Below are 19,795 nucleotides of genomic sequence, written 5' to 3'. Positions count from 1 at the left end.
AAAATGCGCTCTTTCTGACCTTCACCGAGTCGAGAGCCCATTCCCATGCGAACCCCATTGCGTCTGCTCGCCCTGAGCGCCCTGTTCATCTCCTCCCTGGCGCAAGCCGCCGAACTGATCCCGATCGAAGTGCACCGCGATGCCAATTGCGGTTGCTGCAAAAAGTGGATCAGTCATCTCGAGGCCAATGGCTTCAAAGTCGAAGACCACGTCGAAAGCGACATGAGCAGCTTTAAACAGCAGCACGGCGTGCCACCGCGTCTGGCGTCCTGCCACACGGCGATCATCAATGGCAAATTCGTCGAAGGCCATGTGCCGGCCGATCAGGTGCTCGCGTTGAGCAAGCGCGACGATCTGCTTGGCGTGGCCGCACCGGGCATGCCGATGGGTTCGCCGGGCATGGAAATGGACGGCATGAGCGACGCGTATCAGGTCATCGGCCTGAAAAAGGACGGCGCTGACGTAGTGGTGGCGGACTACCCGGCCCGTTGATGGGGGCGGCTTATTTCGGTCTGTTCTTTGCTGCGTTTGGCGCGGCGACGTTGTTGCCGCTGCAATCCGAGGCGCTGCTGGTCGGTCTGATCGTCAGCGAGCATTACTGGTTGTGGGGGCTGCTCGCGGTGGCGACGCTTGGCAACGTACTCGGCTCGCTGGTCAACTGGTGGCTGGGCCGTGGCATCGATAGGTTTCAGGATCGACGCTGGTTCCCGGTCAGCCCTCGGCATATGGCCACGGCGCGCAAGCACTACGAGCGTTATGGGCATTGGTCGCTGCTGCTCAGTTGGCTGCCGGTGATCGGAGATCCGCTGACCTTGATAGCAGGCGTCATGCGCGAACCGCTCGGGCGCTTTCTGTTGATCGTGACGCTGGCCAAAGGCGCGCGCTATGGCGTGCTGGCCTTGCTGACCCTCGGCTGGCTCGGTTGAACCAACCTTCGCTGCGATTGCCTTTGTTTAACGTCGGCGTAATCCCGGCCTTCCAGAGTCGGCCAATTTTCAAGGAGTTTGTGCTTATGTCTGTCACGCTTTCCCGCTGGCTGCCCGGCCTCGTCCTCAGCGCTGCCCTGCCATTAATGGCGCACGCGGCCACTGAAACCGCTCCCGCCGAAGGGCCTGCCTACGGCCCGGAGCTGCAAGGCTTCCAATATCCCTACACGCTTAAACACTTCGCCTTCGAATCTCAAGGCCAGAAACTGCAAATGGGCTACATGGACGTCGCCGCCAATGGCAAGGCCAACGGCCGCACCGTGGTGCTGATGCACGGCAAGAATTTCTGCGCGGCGACCTGGGACAGTTCGATCAAGGCCTTGAGCGATGCCGGCTACCGCGTGATTGCGCCGGACCAGATCGGCTTCTGTACGTCCAGCAAACCTGCGCACTATCAATACAGCTTCCAGCAACTGGCGACCAACACCCAGCAATTGCTCAAGGCGCTGGGCATTCAGAAAGCCACTGTGCTCGGGCACTCCACCGGCGGCATGCTCGCCACCCGCTATGCGTTGCTGTTCCCTGAACAGGTCGATCAACTGGCGATGGTCAACCCGATCGGTCTGGAAGACTGGAAAGCCCTCGGTGTTCCGTATCGCACCGTCGATCAGTGGTATCAGCGTGAATTGAAGGTCACGGCCAAGGGCATCCGCGACTATGAGCGCACCACCTATTACGATGGCCGCTGGAAGCCGGAATTCGATCGTTGGGTCGACATGCTCGCCGGCCTGAGCAAAGGTCCGGGCAAGACCCAGGTCGCGTGGAACTCGGCGCTGATCTACGACATGATCTTCACCCAGCCGGTCTACTACGAATTCAAAGACCTGAAGATGCCGACCCTGCTGTTGATCGGCACCTCCGACACCACCGCCATCGGCAAGGACCTTGCACCACCTGAAGTGAAAGCGAAAATCGGTCATTACGAGGTGCTCGGCAAGCAAGTCGCCAAGCTGATTCCGCAGTCGACGCTGATTGAATTCCCGGGCATGGGCCATGCGCCGCAAATGGAAGAACCGGAGAAATTCCACCAGGCACTGCTCGGCTGGCTGGGCAAGACTCCTTCCGTTCCTTGATGAGGTAAGGCGATGACAGTGCAGATTGCAGTGATCGACGACTGGCAGGACGTGGCCCGCGACGTGGTCGACTGGTCCGTGCTCGAGGGCATCGGTGAAGTAACCTTTGTGCATGATTACCCGGCCGACAACGCGACACTGGCCGAGCGCCTCGGCAAGTATGAGGTGATCTGCGTCATGCGCGAACGCACGCGTTTCGACGCCGATTTGCTCGGGCGCCTGCCCAATCTGAAGTTGCTGGCCACCGGCGGCATGCGCAATGCCGCGCTGGACATGCCGGCCGCTGCAGCCCTGGGCATCAAGGTCTGCGGCACCGACAGCTACAAACACGCCGCGCCAGAGCTGACCTGGGCGCTGATCATGGCGGCGACCCGGAATCTGGTTAACGAGGCCAATGCTCTGCGCGCCGGCCACTGGCAGCAGGGGTTGGGCGGTGATCTGCACGGCAAGACGCTGGGGATTCTCGGTTTGGGCAGTATCGGCCAGCGGGTCGCGCAGTTCGGTCAGGTGTTCGGCATGCGGGTGATCGCCTGGAGCGAAAATCTCACGGCCGAACGCGCTGAACAGGCCGGCGTGACGTATGTCAGCAAGCAGCAATTGTTCGAGCAGGCCGACGTACTGTCGGTGCATCTGGTGCTCAGCGAGCGCAGTCGCGGTCTGGTCGATGCCCAGGCGCTGGAGTGGATGAAACCGACTGCGCTGCTGGTCAACACCGCACGCGGGCCGATCGTCGATGAAGCGGCGTTGATCAAGGCACTACAGAAACGGCGAATTGCCGGGGCGGCGCTGGACGTGTTCGAGCAAGAGCCTTTGCCGGCCCTGCACCCGTTTCGCACGCTGGACAATGTCCTCGCCACGCCGCATTTGGGGTATGTCAGTCGGCAGAACTATGAGCAGTTCTTCCGGCAGATGATCGAGGATATTCAGGGATGGGCAGCTGGGCAGCCGGTGCGTCTGTTGAATTGAATCCATCACTTTAAAGTTGTGTTGCTTCAACCGCCCTCTTCGCGAGCAGGCTCGCTCCCACAGGTTGTACGCGCTCCAATGTGGGAGCGAGCCTGCTCGCGAATAGTCCATCACTGACACCACGCCCAAATGCCTTTGCACCAAATCGGTGCCCTGACCCCATCCCCTAGCACAAAATCGTGACTACCCAGTCACCGTTTTGGCCCACTCCAGACGAAAAACATGCCCTTCGTCGGAGCGTTCCCCCTCCTGAACCCTAGATTACACCCCGACACAACCGATTGTCGAACAATTTACCCATTTGCCCTGACCCGCTCTAGGATCTGGCCTAGACTCATTTTTCAGTGGCCAAACCACTCGGTCATACCGACGAAAAAAAGTCGAAACTTTTGCTTCACGCCACAGGTCATCAGAACAACTGGGCGAAAGCGACTGGTGTAATCCTTGCAACGGCCTCACCACCCATTCTGCTTGCGCGTGTTGGGTCAGCGTTTGCTCACCGATGCGTGGCGCCTTTGCGCCCGGCCACAGGACTTGGCCATGAAACAGCTTGTTCGAGACAAGAATCAGATCAAACACGGGAGATACATATGATCAGTGCGGCATTGGATATTCAGGGAGAGCGTGCTCACCAGTCGCTTGGAGAATCGAGCACCATCAGTGTTCCCGGCAGCCGACAGATCAACGTACCCGGCACCAAGACGCTTGCTCCGGTAGCAAGCCAGAATCCCAACAAGAAAAAAGTGTTGTTCGTGACTTCGGAAATCGCCGATCTGGTCAAGACCGGTGGTCTGGGTGACGTCTCCGCCGCCCTGCCCCGGGCCATGGCCCATCTGCATGACGTGCGGGTGTTGATTCCCGGTTACCCGCAAGTGGTGCACAGCGAAAACCCGATTCACATCATCGGTGAGCTGGGTGGCCACGCCGCGCTGCCACCTTGCAAGATTGGGCGCATGGACATGCCCGATGGCCTGGTGATCTACGTGTTGATCTGCCCTGAACTCTACGAGCGTGAGGGCGGCCCGTACGGCGCCAACAACGGTCGCGACTGGCCGGACAACCATATCCGCTTCGCCCGTCTCGGCCTGGCTGCTGCCGACATCGCCGCCAACCTCGCGCAAATCCATTGGCGCCCGGATCTGGTGCACGCCCATGACTGGCCGGCTGGCCTCGCGCCCGCTTACATGCACTGGCGCGGGCAGCGCACGCCAACGCTGTTCACCATTCACAACCTTGCCTACCAAGGCGTGACCAGCCTCGCTTCCTGCCCCGAGCTTGGGATTCCCACCCATGCCCTGCAACAGGAAGGCATGGAGTTCTACGGCAAGATGTCGTTCCTCAAGGCCGGCATGGCCTATTCGAGCCACATCACCACCGTCAGCGCCACTTACGCGCAGGAAATCACCACGCCCGACTTTGGCTGTGGCCTCGACGGCTTCCTTGCCGCCAAAACCCAGCAAGGCCTGCTCAGCGGCATCCCCAACGGCATCGATGAAAGCTGGGATTCCGCAACCGATCCGCACCTGTTCGCCCCTTTCGCCATTGGCGACTGGGAAGGCAAAGCGGTGAATGCCGCCCACGTCCGTGAGCTGTTCGGCCTGAATGATTCCACCGGCCCGCTGTTCGCCGTGGTTTCGCGACTGGTCTATCAGAAAGGTCTCGACCTGACCGAAGCGGTGTCCGAGTTCATCGTGCAGAACGGTGGTCAGATCGCGATCATCGGTCGCGGCGAGCCGGAAGAAGAGCAAGCCATGCGCGAGCTGGCCCTGCGCTTCCCTGGGCAGATCGGCGTGCGCATCGGCTTCAACGAGACCGATGCACGGCGCATGTTCGCTGGCAGCGATTTCCTGCTGATGCCGTCGCGTTACGAGCCATGCGGCCTGAGCCAGATGTACGCCCAGCGTTTCGGCTCCTTGCCGGTCGCGCGCAACACCGGGGGTCTGGCCGACACCATCGAAAACGGCGTCACCGGTTTCCTCTTCGATGAATCCACTGTCGAGAGCTACAAGGAAGCCCTGAGCCGCGCGTTCAAGGTCTTCGCCTTTCCGGAACTGCTCAATGCCATGCGTTGCCGGGCCATGGCCGCACCGTTCAACTGGAGCAAAGCGGTTGAACCCTATGCCGAACTTTACGAACAACTGGTCGCCAAGGCGTTGGGTAAAGCCAGCCACAAATAACCAGGGAGTTACAGAAAATGCCGTCAAGGACCCAAGAAACCTGGCCCCACGGCGCGATCATGCTGGATGCCGAGCACACGCAATTTGCGTTGTGGGCGCCTGACGCGTTCTACGTCAGTGTGGAACTGGATGATGGAAAATCGTTGCCCATGCTGCCCCAGGGCGACGGTTGGTTTGTGATCAAGGCCAACTGCCCGGCGGGCAGCCGCTACCGTTACTGCATCGATGGCGAACTGGAGGTGCCGGACCCGGCCTCCAGGGCGCAGGATGGTGACCTCGACCGCCACAGTGTGGTGGTCGATCCGCATGCCTACCAATGGCGGCACACCACATGGAATGGTCGGCCGTGGAGCGAAGCAGTGATCTACGAGTTGCACGTTGGTGCGCTCGGTGGATTTGCCGAAGTCGAACAACATCTGGCGCGGCTGGTGGCGCTGGGCATCACCGCCATCGAACTGATGCCGCTGGCGCAATTCCCCGGTGATCGCAACTGGGGCTACGACGGGGTCCTGCCCTACGCACCTCAGGCTTCCTACGGCACACCGGAACAACTCAAACACCTGATCGACACTGCCCACGGCCATGGCCTGGCGGTGATTCTCGACGTCGTCTACAACCACTTCGGCCCTGACGGCAACTATCTGCATCGTTACGCCAAAGGCTTTTTCCGCGAGGACAAGCACACGCCCTGGGGCGCGGCGATCGACTTCCGCCGTCCGGAAGTGCGCGAGTTCTTCATTGAAAACGCGCTGATGTGGCTGCTCGAATACCGTTTCGACGGCTTGCGTCTGGATGCGGTGCATGCGATTGAAGACCCGGATTTCCTCAGCGATCTGGCCCGGCGCATTCGCCAGCAGATCGACCCGACGCGGCACGTCTGGCTGACCGTCGAAAACGAGCTGAACCAGTCGAGTCTGCTGGAGAATGATTACGACGCGCAGTGGAACGACGACGGTCATAACGCATTGCACGTGCTGCTGACCGGCGAAACCGACGCCTATTACGCTGACTATGCTGCGCAGCCCACCGAGCAACTGGTGCGCTGCCTGAGTCAGGGCTTCGTTTTCCAGGGCCACATCACTCGCCATGGCGAACCTCGCGGCGAGCCGAGCGAGCATCTGCCCTCCACCGCTTTCGTACTGTTCCTGCAGAACCATGACCAAATCGGCAACCGCGCCTTTGGCGAGCGTCTGCATCAGCTCGCCGACCCGCGCGCGGTGCAAGCGGCGACGGTGCTATTGCTGCTGTCGCCGATGATTCCGCTGATGTTCATGGGCGATGAGTTTGCCGCCGAGCAACCATTCCTGTTTTTCACCAGCCACCACGGTGAACTGGCGGAACTGGTGCGTGAAGGTCGGCGTAATGAGTTTGCCGCATTCAGCGCGTTTGCCGATCCGCACAAGCGCGAGCAGATTCCCGATCCAAATGCCGCAAGCACCTTTCACGCTTCGCAGCCGAGACTGGTAGGCAGCGGCACGCCATTGCAACAGCAGACCCAGGAGCTTTACCGGCAACTGCTGAAATTGCGTCACCAGTACATCATTCCCAACCTCTCCGGAACCCAGGCTCTGGGCGCGCAGATGCTCGGCTATGGCGCGGTCAGCGCACGCTGGCGGCTGGGCAATGGCAGTGAGCTGCGAATTGACCTGAACCTCAGTGATACGGCAGTGGTCAACCCTGCACAGACCAATACCGAGTGGCTGTTTCAACAGCCGCCGGCCCTTGATCTGTCGGACCCGGATCAACTGCCGGCGTACACCGCGCTCGTCAGCCTCACGGCCGCACCCCTTTTGCACCCCCTGGATGGAGAGCGCCTATGAGCGATGCGCAACTGGAAATACTCGCCAGCCGAGCCGGCCTTGCCGTCGACTGGATCGACGCCAACGGGCGTCAGCAAAAAGTCGCTCCTGCTGTGCTGCGCAATGTCCTGATCGGACTCGGCCACCCCGCCAGCACCGCGCAAGAAATCGATGCCAGCCTGCTGGAACTGCAAGAAGTCCAGCAAGACCGCCACTTGCCGCCCCTGCTGACCTGCGACGTGGGCGTTGCCCTCGACCTGAGTCGCTACTTTTCACCGGAAACGCCTTGCGAAATTCATCTTGAAGACGGCTCGCAGATGAATCTCAAGCTGGACAACGAAGCGATGTTGCCTGGCTTGATTCCGGTCGGTTACCAGCAAGTGCACATTGGCGATCAGTATTTCACTTTGGCCGTGGCGCCCGAGCGTTGCTTCAGCGTCGGCGATGCGGTCGATAGCCCGATCCCGCGCGCCTGGGGCCTGAGTGCACAGTTATATGCGCTGCGCCGTCCCGGTGACGGTGGCTTCGGCGACACCCAGGCGCTGGAAGAACTGGTCCGCGTGGCTGGCGAACGTGGCGCCGATGCGCTTGCGATCAGCCCGATGCACGCGATGTTCAGCGCCGACAATGGCCGATACAGCCCTTATTCGCCGTCCAGCCGCTTGTTTCTCAATTCACTCTACGCAGCGCCGGGCGCGATTCTTGGCGAACGCGCGTTGCGTGACGCGATTGATGCCAGCGGTCTGGCCACGCAGTTCGAGCAACTGGAAAATCTCAAGCTGATCGACTGGCCGACCGCCGCCGAAGCCAAGCAAAAACTGTTGCAAGCCTTGTACGACGGCTTTGTCGCTGGCGAGCACCCGCTGCACGCCGACTTCGCCAGTTTCCGCCACTCCGGTGGCGAAGCGCTGGAGAACCATTGCCGCTTTGAAGCCATTCAGGAAATGCGCGCCGCCCGTGGCGAAAGCCTCGACTGGCGCGAATGGCCGGAGCACTGGCATGACCCGCGCGGCGCAGCACTCAGTGCTTTTGCCGAGGAATACGCCGAGCGCATCGGTTATTTCGCCTTCTGCCAGTGGCTGATCCATCGCTGCCTCGAGCGCGCACAAACTGCCGCGCGCAGCGCTGGCATGGGCATCGGTCTGATCGCCGACCTCGCCGTCGGTGCTGATGGCGCTGGCAGTCAGGCCTGGAGCTTTCAGGATGAACTGCTCGCCTCGCTGACCGTGGGCGCGCCGCCGGACATCCTCAATCGCAGCGGTCAGGGTTGGGGCATTTCCGCGTTCTCGCCCGAAGGGCTGATCCGCAACGGTTTCCGCGCCTTCATTGACATGCTGCGCGCCAACTTCGCCCACGCCGGTGGCCTGCGCATCGACCATGTCATGGGCCTCCAACGCCTGTGGGTGATTCCCAACGGCGCCGCGCCGGCCGATGGCGCCTATCTGTATTACCCGTTCGACGACATGCTGCGCCTGCTGACCCTGGAATCGCATCGGCACCAGGCCATCGTCCTCGGCGAAGACCTCGGCACGGTACCGGAAGGCCTGCGTGAAAAACTCGCAGCGCGTTCGATTCTGGGCATGCGCGTGCTGTTGTTCGAACAGGACAACACCCGCTTCAAACCGATTCTCGACTGGCCGGATGACGCGCTGGCCACCACCAGCACCCATGACCTGCCGACACTCAACGGTTGGTGGCATGGCCGCGATATCGACTGGAACGCGCGCCTCGGCCTGGTCGATGCCAACGGCGAAATCGACTGGCGCCGGCATCGCGAGCGTGAACGCGAAGGCCTGCGCGACGCGCTGCGCCAGGATCCGCAGAATTTCCGTGAAGAGTCCCACGAAGCCGATCAAGTGGTCGACGCCAGTGTGCGCTTCCTCGGCCATACCCGTGCGCCCCTGGTGCTACTGCCGCTGGAAGATGCCTTGGGTATCGACGAGCAGGCGAATCTGCCCGGCACTATCGATTCACATCCGAACTGGTCGCGACGTCTGCCCGGTCCCAGCGAAGCGTTGCTGGACGGCCCCGATGCCGCCCGCCGCCTGGAACTGCTGGCCTGCGCGCGCCTTCAAGCCTCTGAGCGTGACCAATGAATCAACAGCAAATCCAGCCACTGCGCGCCACGTTGCGCCTGCAATTTCATAAAGGTTTTACCCTCGAACAAGCGGTGCCACTGGTGCCGTACTTTGCCCGACTCGGCATCAGCCATATCTACGCCTCGCCCCTGCTGGCGGCGCGGGCAGGTTCCATGCACGGTTACGACGTGGTCGACCCGACCCAGGTCAACCCGGAACTCGGTGGTGAGCCAGCACTGCGCCGACTGGTCAGCACCCTGCGTGAACACAACATGGGGCTGATCCTCGACATCGTTTCCAACCACATGGCCGTGGGCGGCAATGACAATCCGTGGTGGCTCGACCTGCTCGAATGGGGACGCCTGAGTCCGTACGGCGAGTTCTTCGACATTCAGTGGCACTCCCCTGATCCGCTGATGGAAGGCCAGTTGCTCTTGCCGTTCCTTGGCAGCGATTACGGTGTGGCGTTGCAAGAAGGCACACTCAAGCTCAAGTTCAACGCGCAGACCGGGACTTTTTACGTCGAGCACTACGACCACCACTTCCCGATCTGCCCGAGCAATTACGGCGAACTGCTGAAATCAGCCGACACGCTCAAGTCCCTGGCCGATCGCTTCAGCACACTCAGCTACCAGACCGACGCCCATTCGCTGGCGATCCCGCTGAAGCATGAGTTGCGAGAGCTGGCGAGCGATCCGCGTATTCTGGCGACTGTCGAAGGCAACCTCGCAGAATACGATTCCACCACCGAGGAAGGCTTTCACAAACTTCACGAACTGCTGGAACGGCAAAGCTATCGCCTGGCCAGCTGGCGCACGGCGGCGGACGACATCAACTGGCGGCGCTTCTTCGACATCAATGAGCTTGGCGGCCTGCGTGTCGAGCGTCCGGCAGTTTTCGAAGCGACCCACGGCAAGATCTTCCAGTTGATTGAAGAAGGCTTGGTCGATGGCCTGCGCATCGACCACATCGACGGCCTCGCCGACCCGCGTGGCTACTGCCGAAAACTGCGCCGGCGTCTTGATCACCTTGCACCGGGGCGTCACCTGCCGATCTATGTCGAGAAGATCCTCGGCGAGGGCGAAACCCTGCGCCGCGACTGGAGCGTCGACGGCACCACCGGTTATGAGTTCATGAATCAGCTGTCGCTGCTGCAACACGACCCGGACGGCGAACATGTGCTCGGCGAACTCTGGCAGCGCCGCACCGAGCGCCCGGCAGCATTTATTGAGGAAGCGCAACTGGCCCGTCAGCAGATCCTCAACGGCTCGCTGGCCAGCGATTTCGAAAGTGTCGCGCAGGCCCTGCACCAGGTTGCGCGGGATGACTTGATGACTCGCGACCTGACCCTGGGCGCGATTCGCCGCGTGCTGCACGCGCTGATCGTGCACTTCCCGGTTTATCGCACCTACATCAGCGCCATGGGTCGCTCGGAGCAGGACGAAGCGATTTTCCAGCACGCCATGGACGGTGCGCGGCAAACCCTCAGCGAGGCTGATTGGCCGGTGCTCGACTCGGTCGCCAGCTGGCTCGGCGGCACGCCATGGCGCCGCAAACCGCGCGGGCGTTCGCGCAAGATCCTCAAGCATGCCTGCGTGCGTTTCCAGCAATTGACCTCGCCGGCGGCCGCCAAAGCCGTGGAAGATACCGCGCTCTATCGTTCGGCGGTGCTGCTGTCGCGCAATGATGTCGGTTACAACACCGAGCAATTCAGCGCGCCGATCAGTGAGTTTCACGAAGTCAATCAACAGCGCATGGCGGAGTTTCCTGACAACCTGCTCGCGACCGCCACCCATGATCACAAGCGCGGCGAAGACACTCGCGCCCGGTTGGCCGTACTCAGCGAGCGCAGCCATTGGTACGCCGACCAGGTCGAACTGTGGCGCGCCCTCGCCCGCCCGGTGCGCATCGAAGATGACGCACCGTCTGCCGGCGACGAACTGATCCTCTATCAGGCACTGCTCGGCAGTTGGCCGCTGGATCTGCGGGACGACGACAAGGCCGGTTTCGCCGACTACGCCAAGCGCATCTGGCAATGGCAGCAGAAAGCCCTGCGTGAAGCCAAGTTGCAAAGCAGCTGGAGCGCGCCAAACGAAACCTATGAACGCGCGTCGCAGGCCTTCACGGAAAAACTCCTGACCGGCGAAGAAGGCGAATTATTGCGTGCGGCGCTGAGCAAGACCGTCAACAGCATCGCCGCTGCCGGCGCGCTCAACGGGCTGGCGCAAACCTTGCTGCGCATGACCGTGCCGGGAGTGCCGGATCTGTACCAGGGCAACGAGTACTGGGACTTCAGTCTGGTCGATCCGGATAACCGCCGGCCGGTGGATTACGCCGCCCGCGAGCAATCGTTGCAGGCCTCCGCGCCGAGTGCAGAACTGCTCAAGGACTGGCGCGACGGTCGCATCAAGCAGGCGCTGATCAGCGAGGTGCTGAACCTGCGCAAGGAGCACGGCGAGTTGTTCCGCCATGGCGATTACCAGCCGTTGGAAGTGCTGGGCAGTCAGGCGCACAACGTGCTGGCATTCGCACGCGAACACGACGGTGTGCGGGCCATTGTCGTGGTGCCGGTACGCTGCGCAACGTTGCTGGAAAACAGTGCCGTTGCGCAGGTCGATGCGCTGCGCTGGGGCGATACGCGGGTGGTTTTACCGTCCGCCGCTTCGGATGCAAACCTGAAGGGACTTTTTGCCAGCAGCGTAGTCACACAAAACAGGGAGCTGAATGTCAGCGAAGCGCTGGGGGATGTCCCGGTCAATCTCTTTATCCAACACTCGACACAAGCATGAGTTCAGTTCAGGAGCATTGCGATGAGCACCGACGATAAACGCATTCGCGAATTCGCCTATCAGATCTGGGAGTCGGAAGGGAAACCTGAAGGCCACGAAGAACGTCATTGGGAGATGGCGCGCAAGCTGGCCGAGGCCGAAGCGCTGGCGCCGAAGAAGCCACCGAAAGCGGCTGGCAGCAAAGCGGCTGGCAAGACTACAGCGACAGCAGCGAAGAGCACTGACGCCAAGACACCGGCCGCAGCCAAAGCCAAACCAGCGGCGAAAGCCAAGCCTGCGGCTACGGCCAAAGTAGTCCCGCCGGGCGAAAAGGCTGCCGAGAAAAAGCCGCGAGCAGCGAAGAAGCCCCCGGCGAACTGAACCGATCCATATTTGAACTGAATGACTGTGTGGCGAGCGTGCTCGCCACAGGGGTTTTTTGCGCCCCGAAGAAAGCCCCTTCCTGGGGGCAAACACACAGCCTTGTGGAACCGAGCCCGCTCGCGAAAGCGCTGGGTCAGTTGGTGAAGATGTCGGATGTACCGACGCTTTCGCGAGCAGGCTCGCTCCCACCGGGAAACCTCATTGCCTGAACTGTCCCGTTTTTTTGCAGGAGCAATCATGACCCGTCCAAAGAAAGTCGAACCCGCTGCGCACGTCGAGCCGTCGAAAATTCGTGAAGGTCTGCCCTTCCCGCTCGGTGCGACCTGGGATGGTCTGGGGGTGAACTTTGCTCTGTTTTCCGCCAACGCCACCAAGGTCGAGCTGTGCATTTTCGACGACAGCGGCGAAGTCGAACTCGAGCGCATCGAACTGCCCGAATACACCGATGAGATCTACCACGGCTACCTTCCGGATGCGCATCCGGGCCTGATCTACGGCTACCGCGTTTATGGTCCATATGACCCGGCCAATGGTCACCGTTTCAACCACAACAAATTGCTGATCGACCCGTACGCCAAGCAATTGGTCGGCGAGCTGAAATGGTCGGAAGCTCTGTTCGGCTACACCATCGGTCACCCCGACGCCGACCTCAGTTTCGACGAACGTGACAGCGCGCCATTCGTGCCCAAGTGCAAAGTCATCGACCCGGCGCACACCTGGGGCAATGACCATCGCGTCAGCGTGCCGTGGGACAAGACCATCATTTATGAAACCCACGTGCGCGGCATCAGCATGCGTCACCCTTCGGTGCCGGAAAACCTGCGTGGCACCTTCGGCGGTTTGATGGTCGACGACGTGCTCGATCACATTCGCAAACTCGGTGTTTCGTCTGTCGAACTGTTGCCGATTCACGCCTTCGTCAACGATCAGCATCTGCTGCAAAAAGGCATGACCAACTACTGGGGCTACAACAGCATTGCGTTCTTCGCCCCGGATCCGCGTTATCTGGCCAGTGGCAAGATTGCCGAATTCAAGGAAATGGTCGCGCACCTGCACGATGCCAACCTCGAAGTGATTCTCGACGTGGTCTACAACCACACCGCCGAGGGCAACGAGCAGGGCCCGACCCTGTCGATGCGCGGTATCGACAACGCCTCGTACTACCGCTTGATGCCCGACGACAAGCGCTACTACATCAACGATTCCGGCACCGGCAACACGCTGGACCTGAGTCACCCGTGCGTCCTGCAAATGGTCACCGACTCTCTGCGCTACTGGGCCAGTGAGATGCATGTCGACGGTTTCCGCTTCGACCTGGCAACCATTCTCGGCCGTTACCACGATGGTTTCGACGAGCGCCACAGCTTCCTCGTCGCCTGCCGTCAGGACCCGGTGCTGCGGCAGGTGAAAATGATCGCCGAACCATGGGACTGCGGCCCCGGCGGCTATCAGGTGGGTAACTTCCCGCCGGGCTGGGTCGAATGGAACGACAAATTCCGCGACACCGTGCGTGCGTTCTGGAAAGGCGACGACGCCCAGCTCGCCGATTTCGCCAGCCGCATGACCGCCTCCGGGGAGATGTTCAACCAGCGTGGGCGTCGGCCGTATTCGTCGGTGAACTTCATCACCGCCCACGACGGTTTTACCCTCAATGATCTGGTGTCGTACAACGACAAGCACAACGAAGCCAACGACGAGAACAATCAGGACGGCAGCAACAACAACCTGTCGTGGAACCACGGTGTCGAAGGCCCGACCGACGATCCGGAAATCAATGCACTGCGTCATCGGCAGATGCGCAATTTCTTCGCCACCCTGCTGTTGGCCCAAGGTACGCCGATGATCGTTGCCGGTGACGAGTTCGCCCGTACTCAGGACGGCAACAACAACGCCTATTGCCAGGACAGCGAAATCGGTTGGGTCAACTGGGATCTGAGCGAGGACGGCAAGGCGCTGCTGAAATTCGTCAAGCGCCTGATCAAATTGCGTCTGACTTATCCGATCCTGCGTCGCGGGCGCTTCCTGGTCGGCGAATACAACGAGGACATCGGCGTCAAGGACGTGACCTGGCTGGCACCGGACGCCACCGAGATGACCACCGAGCACTGGCACGACGCGCATAATCGCTGCCTCGGCATGCTGCTCGACGGTCGCGCACAGGAAACCGGGATTCGCCGCAAGGGCGCTGATGCGACGCTACTGCTGGTGGTCAATGCGCACCACGACATCGTCAACTTCACCCTGCCGGAAGTACCGGACGGTGGCTTCTGGACCTGCATGATCGACACCAATCAACCGTCGATTCGCGGCCAGGAACGCTTCGACTTTGGCCATGAATATTCGGTGACCGGGCGCTCGTTGCTGTTGTTCGAACTGCAACGTGACGAAGAAGATTGATATGGACTTTCAACACTATCTGGCCCGCCGTCCGCCAGATTACGCCGACACCAACGCCCTCGGCCGTTGCCTGCGGGCAATGGTCGAGGCCGGACTCGATCGCTTGCCAATGCCCGGTAGCGGTCACACGCTGGAGCGCTTTCAGCGTCTTTCGGAAGTCGGAGGACATGATTTAGGCCTGTGCAAACTCTATGAAGGCCACACGGATGCGCTGGCGATCATTGAGCAATTGGGCGGTACGCCAACCCCGGGCAGCACGTGGGGCATGTGGGCCGCCGAACCGCCGCAGGCACGGGTGAAAGTCACGCCTTCGGGGCACATGGTGACGCTCAACGGGCGCAAGGCCTGGTGTTCTGGCGCTGCGGTGCTCAGCCACGCTTTACTCACTGCGTGGGACGCTGATGACCAGCAGCAATTGGTGGCGGTCGCACTTGATCAACCTGGCGTGACCATCACTGATCAGGGCTGGCAAGCCGTGGGCATGGCCGCCACCGGTAGCGTCGAAGTGCTGTTCGACAACGCCGAAGCCCAGGCCATTGGCAACCCCGGTGATTACCTGAATCGGCCGGGCTTCTGGCAAGGCGGGATCGGTATCGCGGCGTGCTGGTACGGCGCTTCGCGGCGAATTGCCGAAGGGCTGCGTCAGCACTGCACGCAACGCGATGAACCGCACGCCCTCGCCCACCTCGGCGCGACTGACACCGCACTGCAAGCGGCGGCTGATGTGCTGCGCTTCAGTGCATTGCAAATCGATGCGCAGCCCGAAGCTGACGCTGAACTGCTGGCGCGACGCGCCCGTGCCGTGGTCGAGCAGTCTGCCGAACAAGTCATGCGTGAAGTCGGTCGTGCGTTGGGCGCAGGGCCGTTTTGTCAGGATCGGCATTTCGCGCGGTTGAGTGCCGACTTGCCAGTGTTTCTGCGCCAGAGTCACGCCGAACGCGACCTTGCTGCACTGGGCCAGCAGATTGCTGGTCAGTCTTGCGAGGTATGGGCACTATGAAGGCTAACCCGATCGTCGGCCAGGGCACCTCGCTGCAGCAGTGGCAGAGTTCGCGGCGCCTGGCCGAACTGCCGACAATCGACGTTCTTGACTTGGTACCGCTGGGTTCGCGAGCGGTGATCATCGCACCGCATCCGGATGACGAAGTGCTCGGTTGCGGCGGCATGATGCAGTTGCTGGCGGCAGCCGGACGCCCGTTGCAGTTGATCTCGGTCACCGATGGCAGTGCCAGTCACCCCGGCTCGCAGCGCTGGACTGTCGAACGTTTGAGTGTAGTGCGTCCGCAGGAATCCGCCGAAGCCCTGCGGCGCCTCGGCTTGCCGATGCACAGCCTGAAATGGCTGCGCGGTGGTTTTACCGATACGCAAGTGGCGGCTGAAGAAACCGGGTTGAGCGAATTCATTGCCAGTTACCTGCACGCCAATGACGTGGTCTTCACTACCTGGCGCGAGGATGGCCACAGTGATCACGAGGCCGTCGGCCGCGCCAGTGTCGAAGCGGCGCGACGCGTCGGCGCGACCTGTCACGAGCTTCCGGTCTGGACCTGGCACTGGGCGACCCCGGAAGATGCCACAGTGCCATGGGAGCGGGCGCGCAAGATTCTCTTGTCACCCACGCACATCGCGCGCAAACGCCACGCGGCCCACGCGTTCGCCAGCCAGTTGGAAGGCGACCGCGACGTCGGCCTCGGGCCAGTACTCGCACCCTATGTGCTCGATCGTTTGTTGCAACCTTTTGAAGTGGTGTTCCTGTGAGCGTCGATGACCGCTATTTCGACGGCCTGTTTGCCGGCAATGACGACCCCTGGGCGTTCCGCCAGCGCTGGTACGAGCAGCGCAAACGCGCGATCACCCTCGCCGCCCTGCCCCGTCCGCGCTACCGGTCAGTCTTCGAGCCGGGCTGCGCCAATGGCGAGTTGAGTGCGGAACTCGCTCCGCGCTGCGAGCGCCTGCTGTGTTGCGATACCGCTAGCGCGGCGGTAAAGCTTGCACGTACTCGTTTGAGCGTGTTCGAGCATGCCGAAGTGCGCCAGGGGCGCCTCCCGGCTGACTGGCCGGAGGAAAAATTCGACCTGATTGTATTCAGCGAAATCGGCTACTACCTCGACGAGCAAGATCTGACAGCAGTGCTCCGCCGCATCAGCGAATCGCTGACCGCCGACGGCCAATTGCTGGCCTGCCACTGGCGCCCGCCGATTGAGGGCTGTCCGCTAAATGCCCGTCAGGTACATGATCAGATTCACGATCAATTGGCTTTGCCGCGTCTGGTGCTGCATCAGGAAGCGGATTTCATTCTCGAACTGTGGAGCCGCGAGCCACGCTCGGTGGCGGCCCTGGAGGGCTTGCGTTGATCGGTATCGTGATTCCCGCGCACAACGAAGAGGCGCTGCTTGATGAATGTCTGCGTGCAGCGTTGCGCGCCAGCCAGCATGGGCAACTGGCCGGCGAGCCGGTGGAAATACTGGTGGTGCTCGACAGTTGCAGCGATGGCTCGGCGCAGATCGTCAGCGCTTATCCGGTAATGAGCCTGCAGATCGATGCGCGCAACGTTGGCGAAGCCCGCGCCGCCGGTGCGCGCCTGTTGCTTGAGCGCGGTGCCCGCTGGATCGCCTGCACCGATGCCGACAGCCGCGTCGCCGATGACTGGCTAGCCGCGCAATTGGGCCTGGGAGCAGACGCCGTGTGCGGCACGGTGACCGTCGAGCACTGGCACGAATCCATCGATGAAGCGGCGCAGATTCGCTATCACCGTCACTATCAGGCCCGCGATGGCCATCGGCATATTCATGGCGCCAACCTCGGCGTCAGCGCCGAGGCCTATCGCCTGGCCGGCGGCTTCAGACCGCTGACCTGTGACGAGGACGTGCAACTGGTGCGTGCGCTGGAGCGCAGCGGCGCCAACATCGCCTGGAGTCACCGCCCGCAAGTGCATACCAGCGCCCGTCTGGACAGTCGGGCCAAGGGCGGATTCGGTGACTTTCTGCGTAATCTGGCACAGCTGGAATAAAAAAATACGTATCAGACTGATCTGTAACGCGACGAATGCCGAGTCTTGAGCAATACTCTGCCTCGCAGTAATCCAAGGGTTGGAGCACTGCACCGTTGCTATTCATTTGCCTTCACGGGCCGCGATCAGCTTTGGCTGCTCACGACTGAGGGCAAGACACCACAAGGACGTCGCACTCATGAAACCGTCATTGCTCAACGAACACGGCCTGCCAGCACAGATCTGGAACAGCGCGCCGCAACTCGACAATATTCCCGTCATCAACACCCACAGTCTGGTTCCCGCCGGCGCCCGCGCCGTGGTCATCGCCCCGCATCCGGGCGATGAAGTCGTCACCTGCGGCGGCTTGCTGCAATTGCTTTCCAGCCTTGGCCATCCACTGCAATTGCTGTCGATCACTGACGGCAGCGCCAGCCACCCCGGCTCGCGGCAATGGTCGGAACAACGCCTGAGCGTGTTCCGCCCGCAGGAAAGCGTCGAAGCCCTGCGCCGCCTCGGCCTGCCCATGCACAGCCTGAAGTGGGTGCGCGGCGGCTTTACCGACAACGCACTGAGTGATCAGCAAAGCCAACTGACCGAATTCATCGGCCGTTACCTGCGCCCGGGCGATGTGGTGTTCAGCACCTGGCGCAAGGATGGTCCAGCGGATCATGAAGTGGTTGGCCGCGCCAGTTTCGACGCGGCGCAAAAGGCCGGTGCGACCTATCACGAAGTGCCGGTATGGGCCTGGCACTGGCCTGAGCGCGAGCAGCGCATGATTCCGTGGGAACGCGCGCGCAAGCTGCGTCTCGACACCTGGACCGTTGCGCGCAAAAGCCACGCCACCCACGCTTACGCCAGCCAGCTCAAAGGCGAACCGGCCATCGGCATCGCCCCGCTGCTGCCCCCGGTGCTGCTCGAGCGGATGCGTTTGCCGTATGAAATCGTCTTTGTCTAAACGGCGGAAGCTCACAATACCTGTGGGAGCGAGCCTGCTCGCGAAAGCGGTGTGTCATGTGTCAGATGTATTGAATGTGATGAAGTCTTCGCGAGCAGGCTCGCTCCCACATTGGCCCAGCAGTGAATCATCGGAAGGAACTGCCACCCCCTCAAACCAGTCGCATGAACAGGCATGGCCCAATTCAGAGGAGTGAACGTGTCCAGCGATCCCAAGCGTCAAGCGGTCGACGCGCCAGTCATTCATCGCCTGCGGGTACTCACGGTCAACACCCACAAGGGCTTCACCGCGCTGAATCGGCGCTTCGTCCTCCCGGAGCTGCGCGAAGCAATGCGCAGTACCTCGGCCGATCTGGTGTTTCTGCAGGAAGTGGTGGGTGAACACGAACGGCATTCGAGTCGCTACAACGATTGGCCGCAGACCTCGCAATACGAATTCCTCGCCGACAGTATGTGGAGCGATTTTGCCTACGGGCGCAACGCCGTTTATCCCGATGGCCACCACGGCAACGCGCTATTGTCGAAATACCCGATCCGCGAATACCGCAACCTCGACGTGTCGATCACCGGCCCTGAACGGCGCGGACTGTTGCACTGCATCCTCGATGTGCCCGGGCATGCCGAAGTGCATGCGATCTGTGTGCATTTGAGTCTGCTGGAAAGTCATCGGCAGTTGCAGTTGCAGCTGCTCTGCCAGTTGCTGGAGTCGCTGCCCGACGACGCGCCGGTGATCATCGCCGGCGATTTTAACGACTGGCAGCTGCAAGGTAACGCTGCCCTCGCCCGACGCGATTATTTGCACGAAGCCTTTGAGCGCCATCATGGGCGCCCGGCGAAAACCTATCCCGCGCGGTTTCCCTTGCTCAGGCTTGACCGGATTTATCTGCGCAATGCCAGCAGCCATGATCCACGCATTCTTGGCAACAAGCCGTGGACGCATCTTTCCGATCACTTGCCGTTAGCAGTTGAAGTACACCTGTAGCTGCGTTTTTGACAGCAATCAAATGACAGGCCTTCCCGGCAACTAACGCTCGGAAGGACCTTTCGTCGGCGGCAAAAAACCGTCAGCCGCCCGCTTCGCAAGCGTTCTTCCATGCAAACAGACACTTAGTTATGTGCAGAAAAACAAACGCTTGCGAGGGCCGATTTAAGCGCACCATTCATCGTGCATTTTCTTGACGCGCAGGCGTCGCTCTTCTTATCTCTACCTTACTACCCCCGGAA

The 19,795-nt window shown here is 61.3% G+C and carries 16 protein-coding genes; all 16 read left to right on the top strand.

Features of this window, described 5'->3' with window-relative positions; genetic code table 11:
* Positions 1 to 45: 45 nt before the first annotated feature.
* The 16 genes from AB4N53_RS06160 (at position 46) to AB4N53_RS06085 (ending at position 19,553) form a co-directional block, all read left to right on the top strand.
* Complete coding sequence (locus AB4N53_RS06160) at positions 46 to 492, top strand: DUF411 domain-containing protein (RefSeq protein ID WP_460119032.1); 447 nt, start codon at positions 46 to 48, stop codon at positions 490 to 492.
* Entirely contained in the window at positions 492 to 926 is a 435-nt protein-coding gene (locus AB4N53_RS06155; protein ID WP_460119030.1) for a YqaA family protein, read from the top strand. The genes AB4N53_RS06160 and AB4N53_RS06155 overlap by 1 nt, the downstream gene beginning before the upstream one ends.
* A gap of 86 nt (positions 927 to 1,012) precedes the next feature.
* Positions 1,013 to 2,059, top strand: a complete 1,047-nt coding sequence (locus AB4N53_RS06150; protein ID WP_460119028.1) for an alpha/beta fold hydrolase — start codon at positions 1,013 to 1,015, stop codon at positions 2,057 to 2,059.
* Between the two features lie 12 nt (positions 2,060 to 2,071).
* Positions 2,072 to 3,025, top strand: a complete 954-nt coding sequence (locus AB4N53_RS06145) for a D-2-hydroxyacid dehydrogenase family protein (RefSeq protein WP_460119026.1) — start codon at positions 2,072 to 2,074, stop codon at positions 3,023 to 3,025.
* A 590-nt stretch (positions 3,026 to 3,615) separates the two neighbouring features.
* On the top strand, positions 3,616 to 5,202 hold the full coding sequence (gene glgA / locus AB4N53_RS06140; protein WP_460119024.1) for a glycogen synthase GlgA: 1,587 nt from the start codon (positions 3,616 to 3,618) through the stop codon (positions 5,200 to 5,202).
* Between the two features lie 17 nt (positions 5,203 to 5,219).
* Positions 5,220 to 7,022, top strand: coding sequence for a malto-oligosyltrehalose trehalohydrolase (treZ, locus tag AB4N53_RS06135; RefSeq protein WP_460119022.1), 1,803 nt, complete (start codon positions 5,220 to 5,222; stop codon positions 7,020 to 7,022).
* Complete coding sequence (gene malQ / locus AB4N53_RS06130; protein WP_460119020.1) at positions 7,019 to 9,097, top strand: 4-alpha-glucanotransferase; 2,079 nt, start codon at positions 7,019 to 7,021, stop codon at positions 9,095 to 9,097. The genes treZ and malQ overlap by 4 nt, the downstream gene beginning before the upstream one ends.
* Positions 9,094 to 11,868 carry a malto-oligosyltrehalose synthase gene (locus AB4N53_RS06125; protein ID WP_460119018.1) on the top strand — a complete coding sequence of 925 codons (2,775 nt, stop codon included), beginning with the start codon at positions 9,094 to 9,096 and terminating at the stop codon, positions 11,866 to 11,868. The genes malQ and AB4N53_RS06125 overlap by 4 nt, the downstream gene beginning before the upstream one ends.
* A 21-nt stretch (positions 11,869 to 11,889) precedes the next feature.
* Positions 11,890 to 12,228, top strand: a complete 339-nt coding sequence (locus tag AB4N53_RS06120; protein WP_460119016.1) for a DUF2934 domain-containing protein — start codon at positions 11,890 to 11,892, stop codon at positions 12,226 to 12,228.
* 240 nt (positions 12,229 to 12,468) lie between these two features.
* The gene (gene glgX, locus AB4N53_RS06115; RefSeq protein WP_460119014.1) at positions 12,469 to 14,628 is read left to right on the top strand and encodes a glycogen debranching protein GlgX; all 2,160 of its coding nucleotides are present in this window, start codon (positions 12,469 to 12,471) and stop codon (positions 14,626 to 14,628) included.
* A 1-nt stretch (position 14,629) separates the two neighbouring features.
* The gene (locus AB4N53_RS06110; RefSeq protein WP_460119012.1) at positions 14,630 to 15,628 is read left to right on the top strand and encodes an acyl-CoA dehydrogenase family protein; all 999 of its coding nucleotides are present in this window, start codon (positions 14,630 to 14,632) and stop codon (positions 15,626 to 15,628) included.
* The gene (locus AB4N53_RS06105; protein WP_460119010.1) at positions 15,625 to 16,383 is read left to right on the top strand and encodes a PIG-L deacetylase family protein; all 759 of its coding nucleotides are present in this window, start codon (positions 15,625 to 15,627) and stop codon (positions 16,381 to 16,383) included. Before AB4N53_RS06110 ends, AB4N53_RS06105 begins: the two co-directional genes overlap by 4 nt.
* Entirely contained in the window at positions 16,380 to 16,979 is a 600-nt protein-coding gene (locus AB4N53_RS06100; protein ID WP_460119008.1) for an SAM-dependent methyltransferase, read from the top strand. Before AB4N53_RS06105 ends, AB4N53_RS06100 begins: the two co-directional genes overlap by 4 nt.
* The gene (locus AB4N53_RS06095) at positions 16,976 to 17,635 is read left to right on the top strand and encodes a glycosyltransferase family 2 protein (RefSeq protein WP_460119006.1); all 660 of its coding nucleotides are present in this window, start codon (positions 16,976 to 16,978) and stop codon (positions 17,633 to 17,635) included. The genes AB4N53_RS06100 and AB4N53_RS06095 overlap by 4 nt, the downstream gene beginning before the upstream one ends.
* A 178-nt stretch (positions 17,636 to 17,813) precedes the next feature.
* Positions 17,814 to 18,572 (top strand): PIG-L deacetylase family protein, encoded by a 759-nt coding sequence (locus AB4N53_RS06090; RefSeq protein WP_460119004.1) that lies wholly within the window; start codon positions 17,814 to 17,816, stop codon positions 18,570 to 18,572.
* Positions 18,573 to 18,770: 198 nt separating this feature from the next.
* Positions 18,771 to 19,553: an endonuclease/exonuclease/phosphatase family protein gene (locus AB4N53_RS06085; protein WP_016774637.1), complete on the top strand. Its 783-nt coding sequence runs from the start codon at positions 18,771 to 18,773 to the stop codon at positions 19,551 to 19,553.
* Positions 19,554 to 19,795: the final 242 nt, after the last annotated feature.

It is taken from the genome of Pseudomonas sp. H3_E04, from assembly GCF_054668915.1.
The sequence above is the reverse complement of the archived record's forward strand: the minus strand, read 5'-3'. Positions and strand labels throughout refer to the sequence as shown.

Bases quoted from the DNA above. Each gene is read 5' to 3' on its own strand.
- AB4N53_RS06145 (WP_460119026.1), top strand. From the start codon at position 2,072: ATGACAGTGCAGATTGCAGTGATCGACGACTGGCAGGACGTGGCCCGC.
- AB4N53_RS06125 (WP_460119018.1), top strand. From the start codon at position 9,094: ATGAATCAACAGCAAATCCAGCCACTGCGCGCCACGTTGCGCCTGCAA.
- glgX (WP_460119014.1), top strand. From the start codon at position 12,469: ATGACCCGTCCAAAGAAAGTCGAACCCGCTGCGCACGTCGAGCCGTCG.
- AB4N53_RS06090 (WP_460119004.1), top strand. From the start codon at position 17,814: ATGAAACCGTCATTGCTCAACGAACACGGCCTGCCAGCACAGATCTGG.
- glgA (WP_460119024.1), top strand. From the start codon at position 3,616: ATGATCAGTGCGGCATTGGATATTCAGGGAGAGCGTGCTCACCAGTCG.
- malQ (WP_460119020.1), top strand. From the start codon at position 7,019: ATGAGCGATGCGCAACTGGAAATACTCGCCAGCCGAGCCGGCCTTGCC.
- treZ (WP_460119022.1), top strand. From the start codon at position 5,220: ATGCCGTCAAGGACCCAAGAAACCTGGCCCCACGGCGCGATCATGCTG.
- AB4N53_RS06110 (WP_460119012.1), top strand. From the start codon at position 14,630: ATGGACTTTCAACACTATCTGGCCCGCCGTCCGCCAGATTACGCCGAC.
- AB4N53_RS06150 (WP_460119028.1), top strand. From the start codon at position 1,013: ATGTCTGTCACGCTTTCCCGCTGGCTGCCCGGCCTCGTCCTCAGCGCT.
- AB4N53_RS06155 (WP_460119030.1), top strand. From the start codon at position 492: ATGGGGGCGGCTTATTTCGGTCTGTTCTTTGCTGCGTTTGGCGCGGCG.
- AB4N53_RS06120 (WP_460119016.1), top strand. From the start codon at position 11,890: ATGAGCACCGACGATAAACGCATTCGCGAATTCGCCTATCAGATCTGG.
- AB4N53_RS06160 (WP_460119032.1), top strand. From the start codon at position 46: ATGCGAACCCCATTGCGTCTGCTCGCCCTGAGCGCCCTGTTCATCTCC.
- AB4N53_RS06105 (WP_460119010.1), top strand. From the start codon at position 15,625: ATGAAGGCTAACCCGATCGTCGGCCAGGGCACCTCGCTGCAGCAGTGG.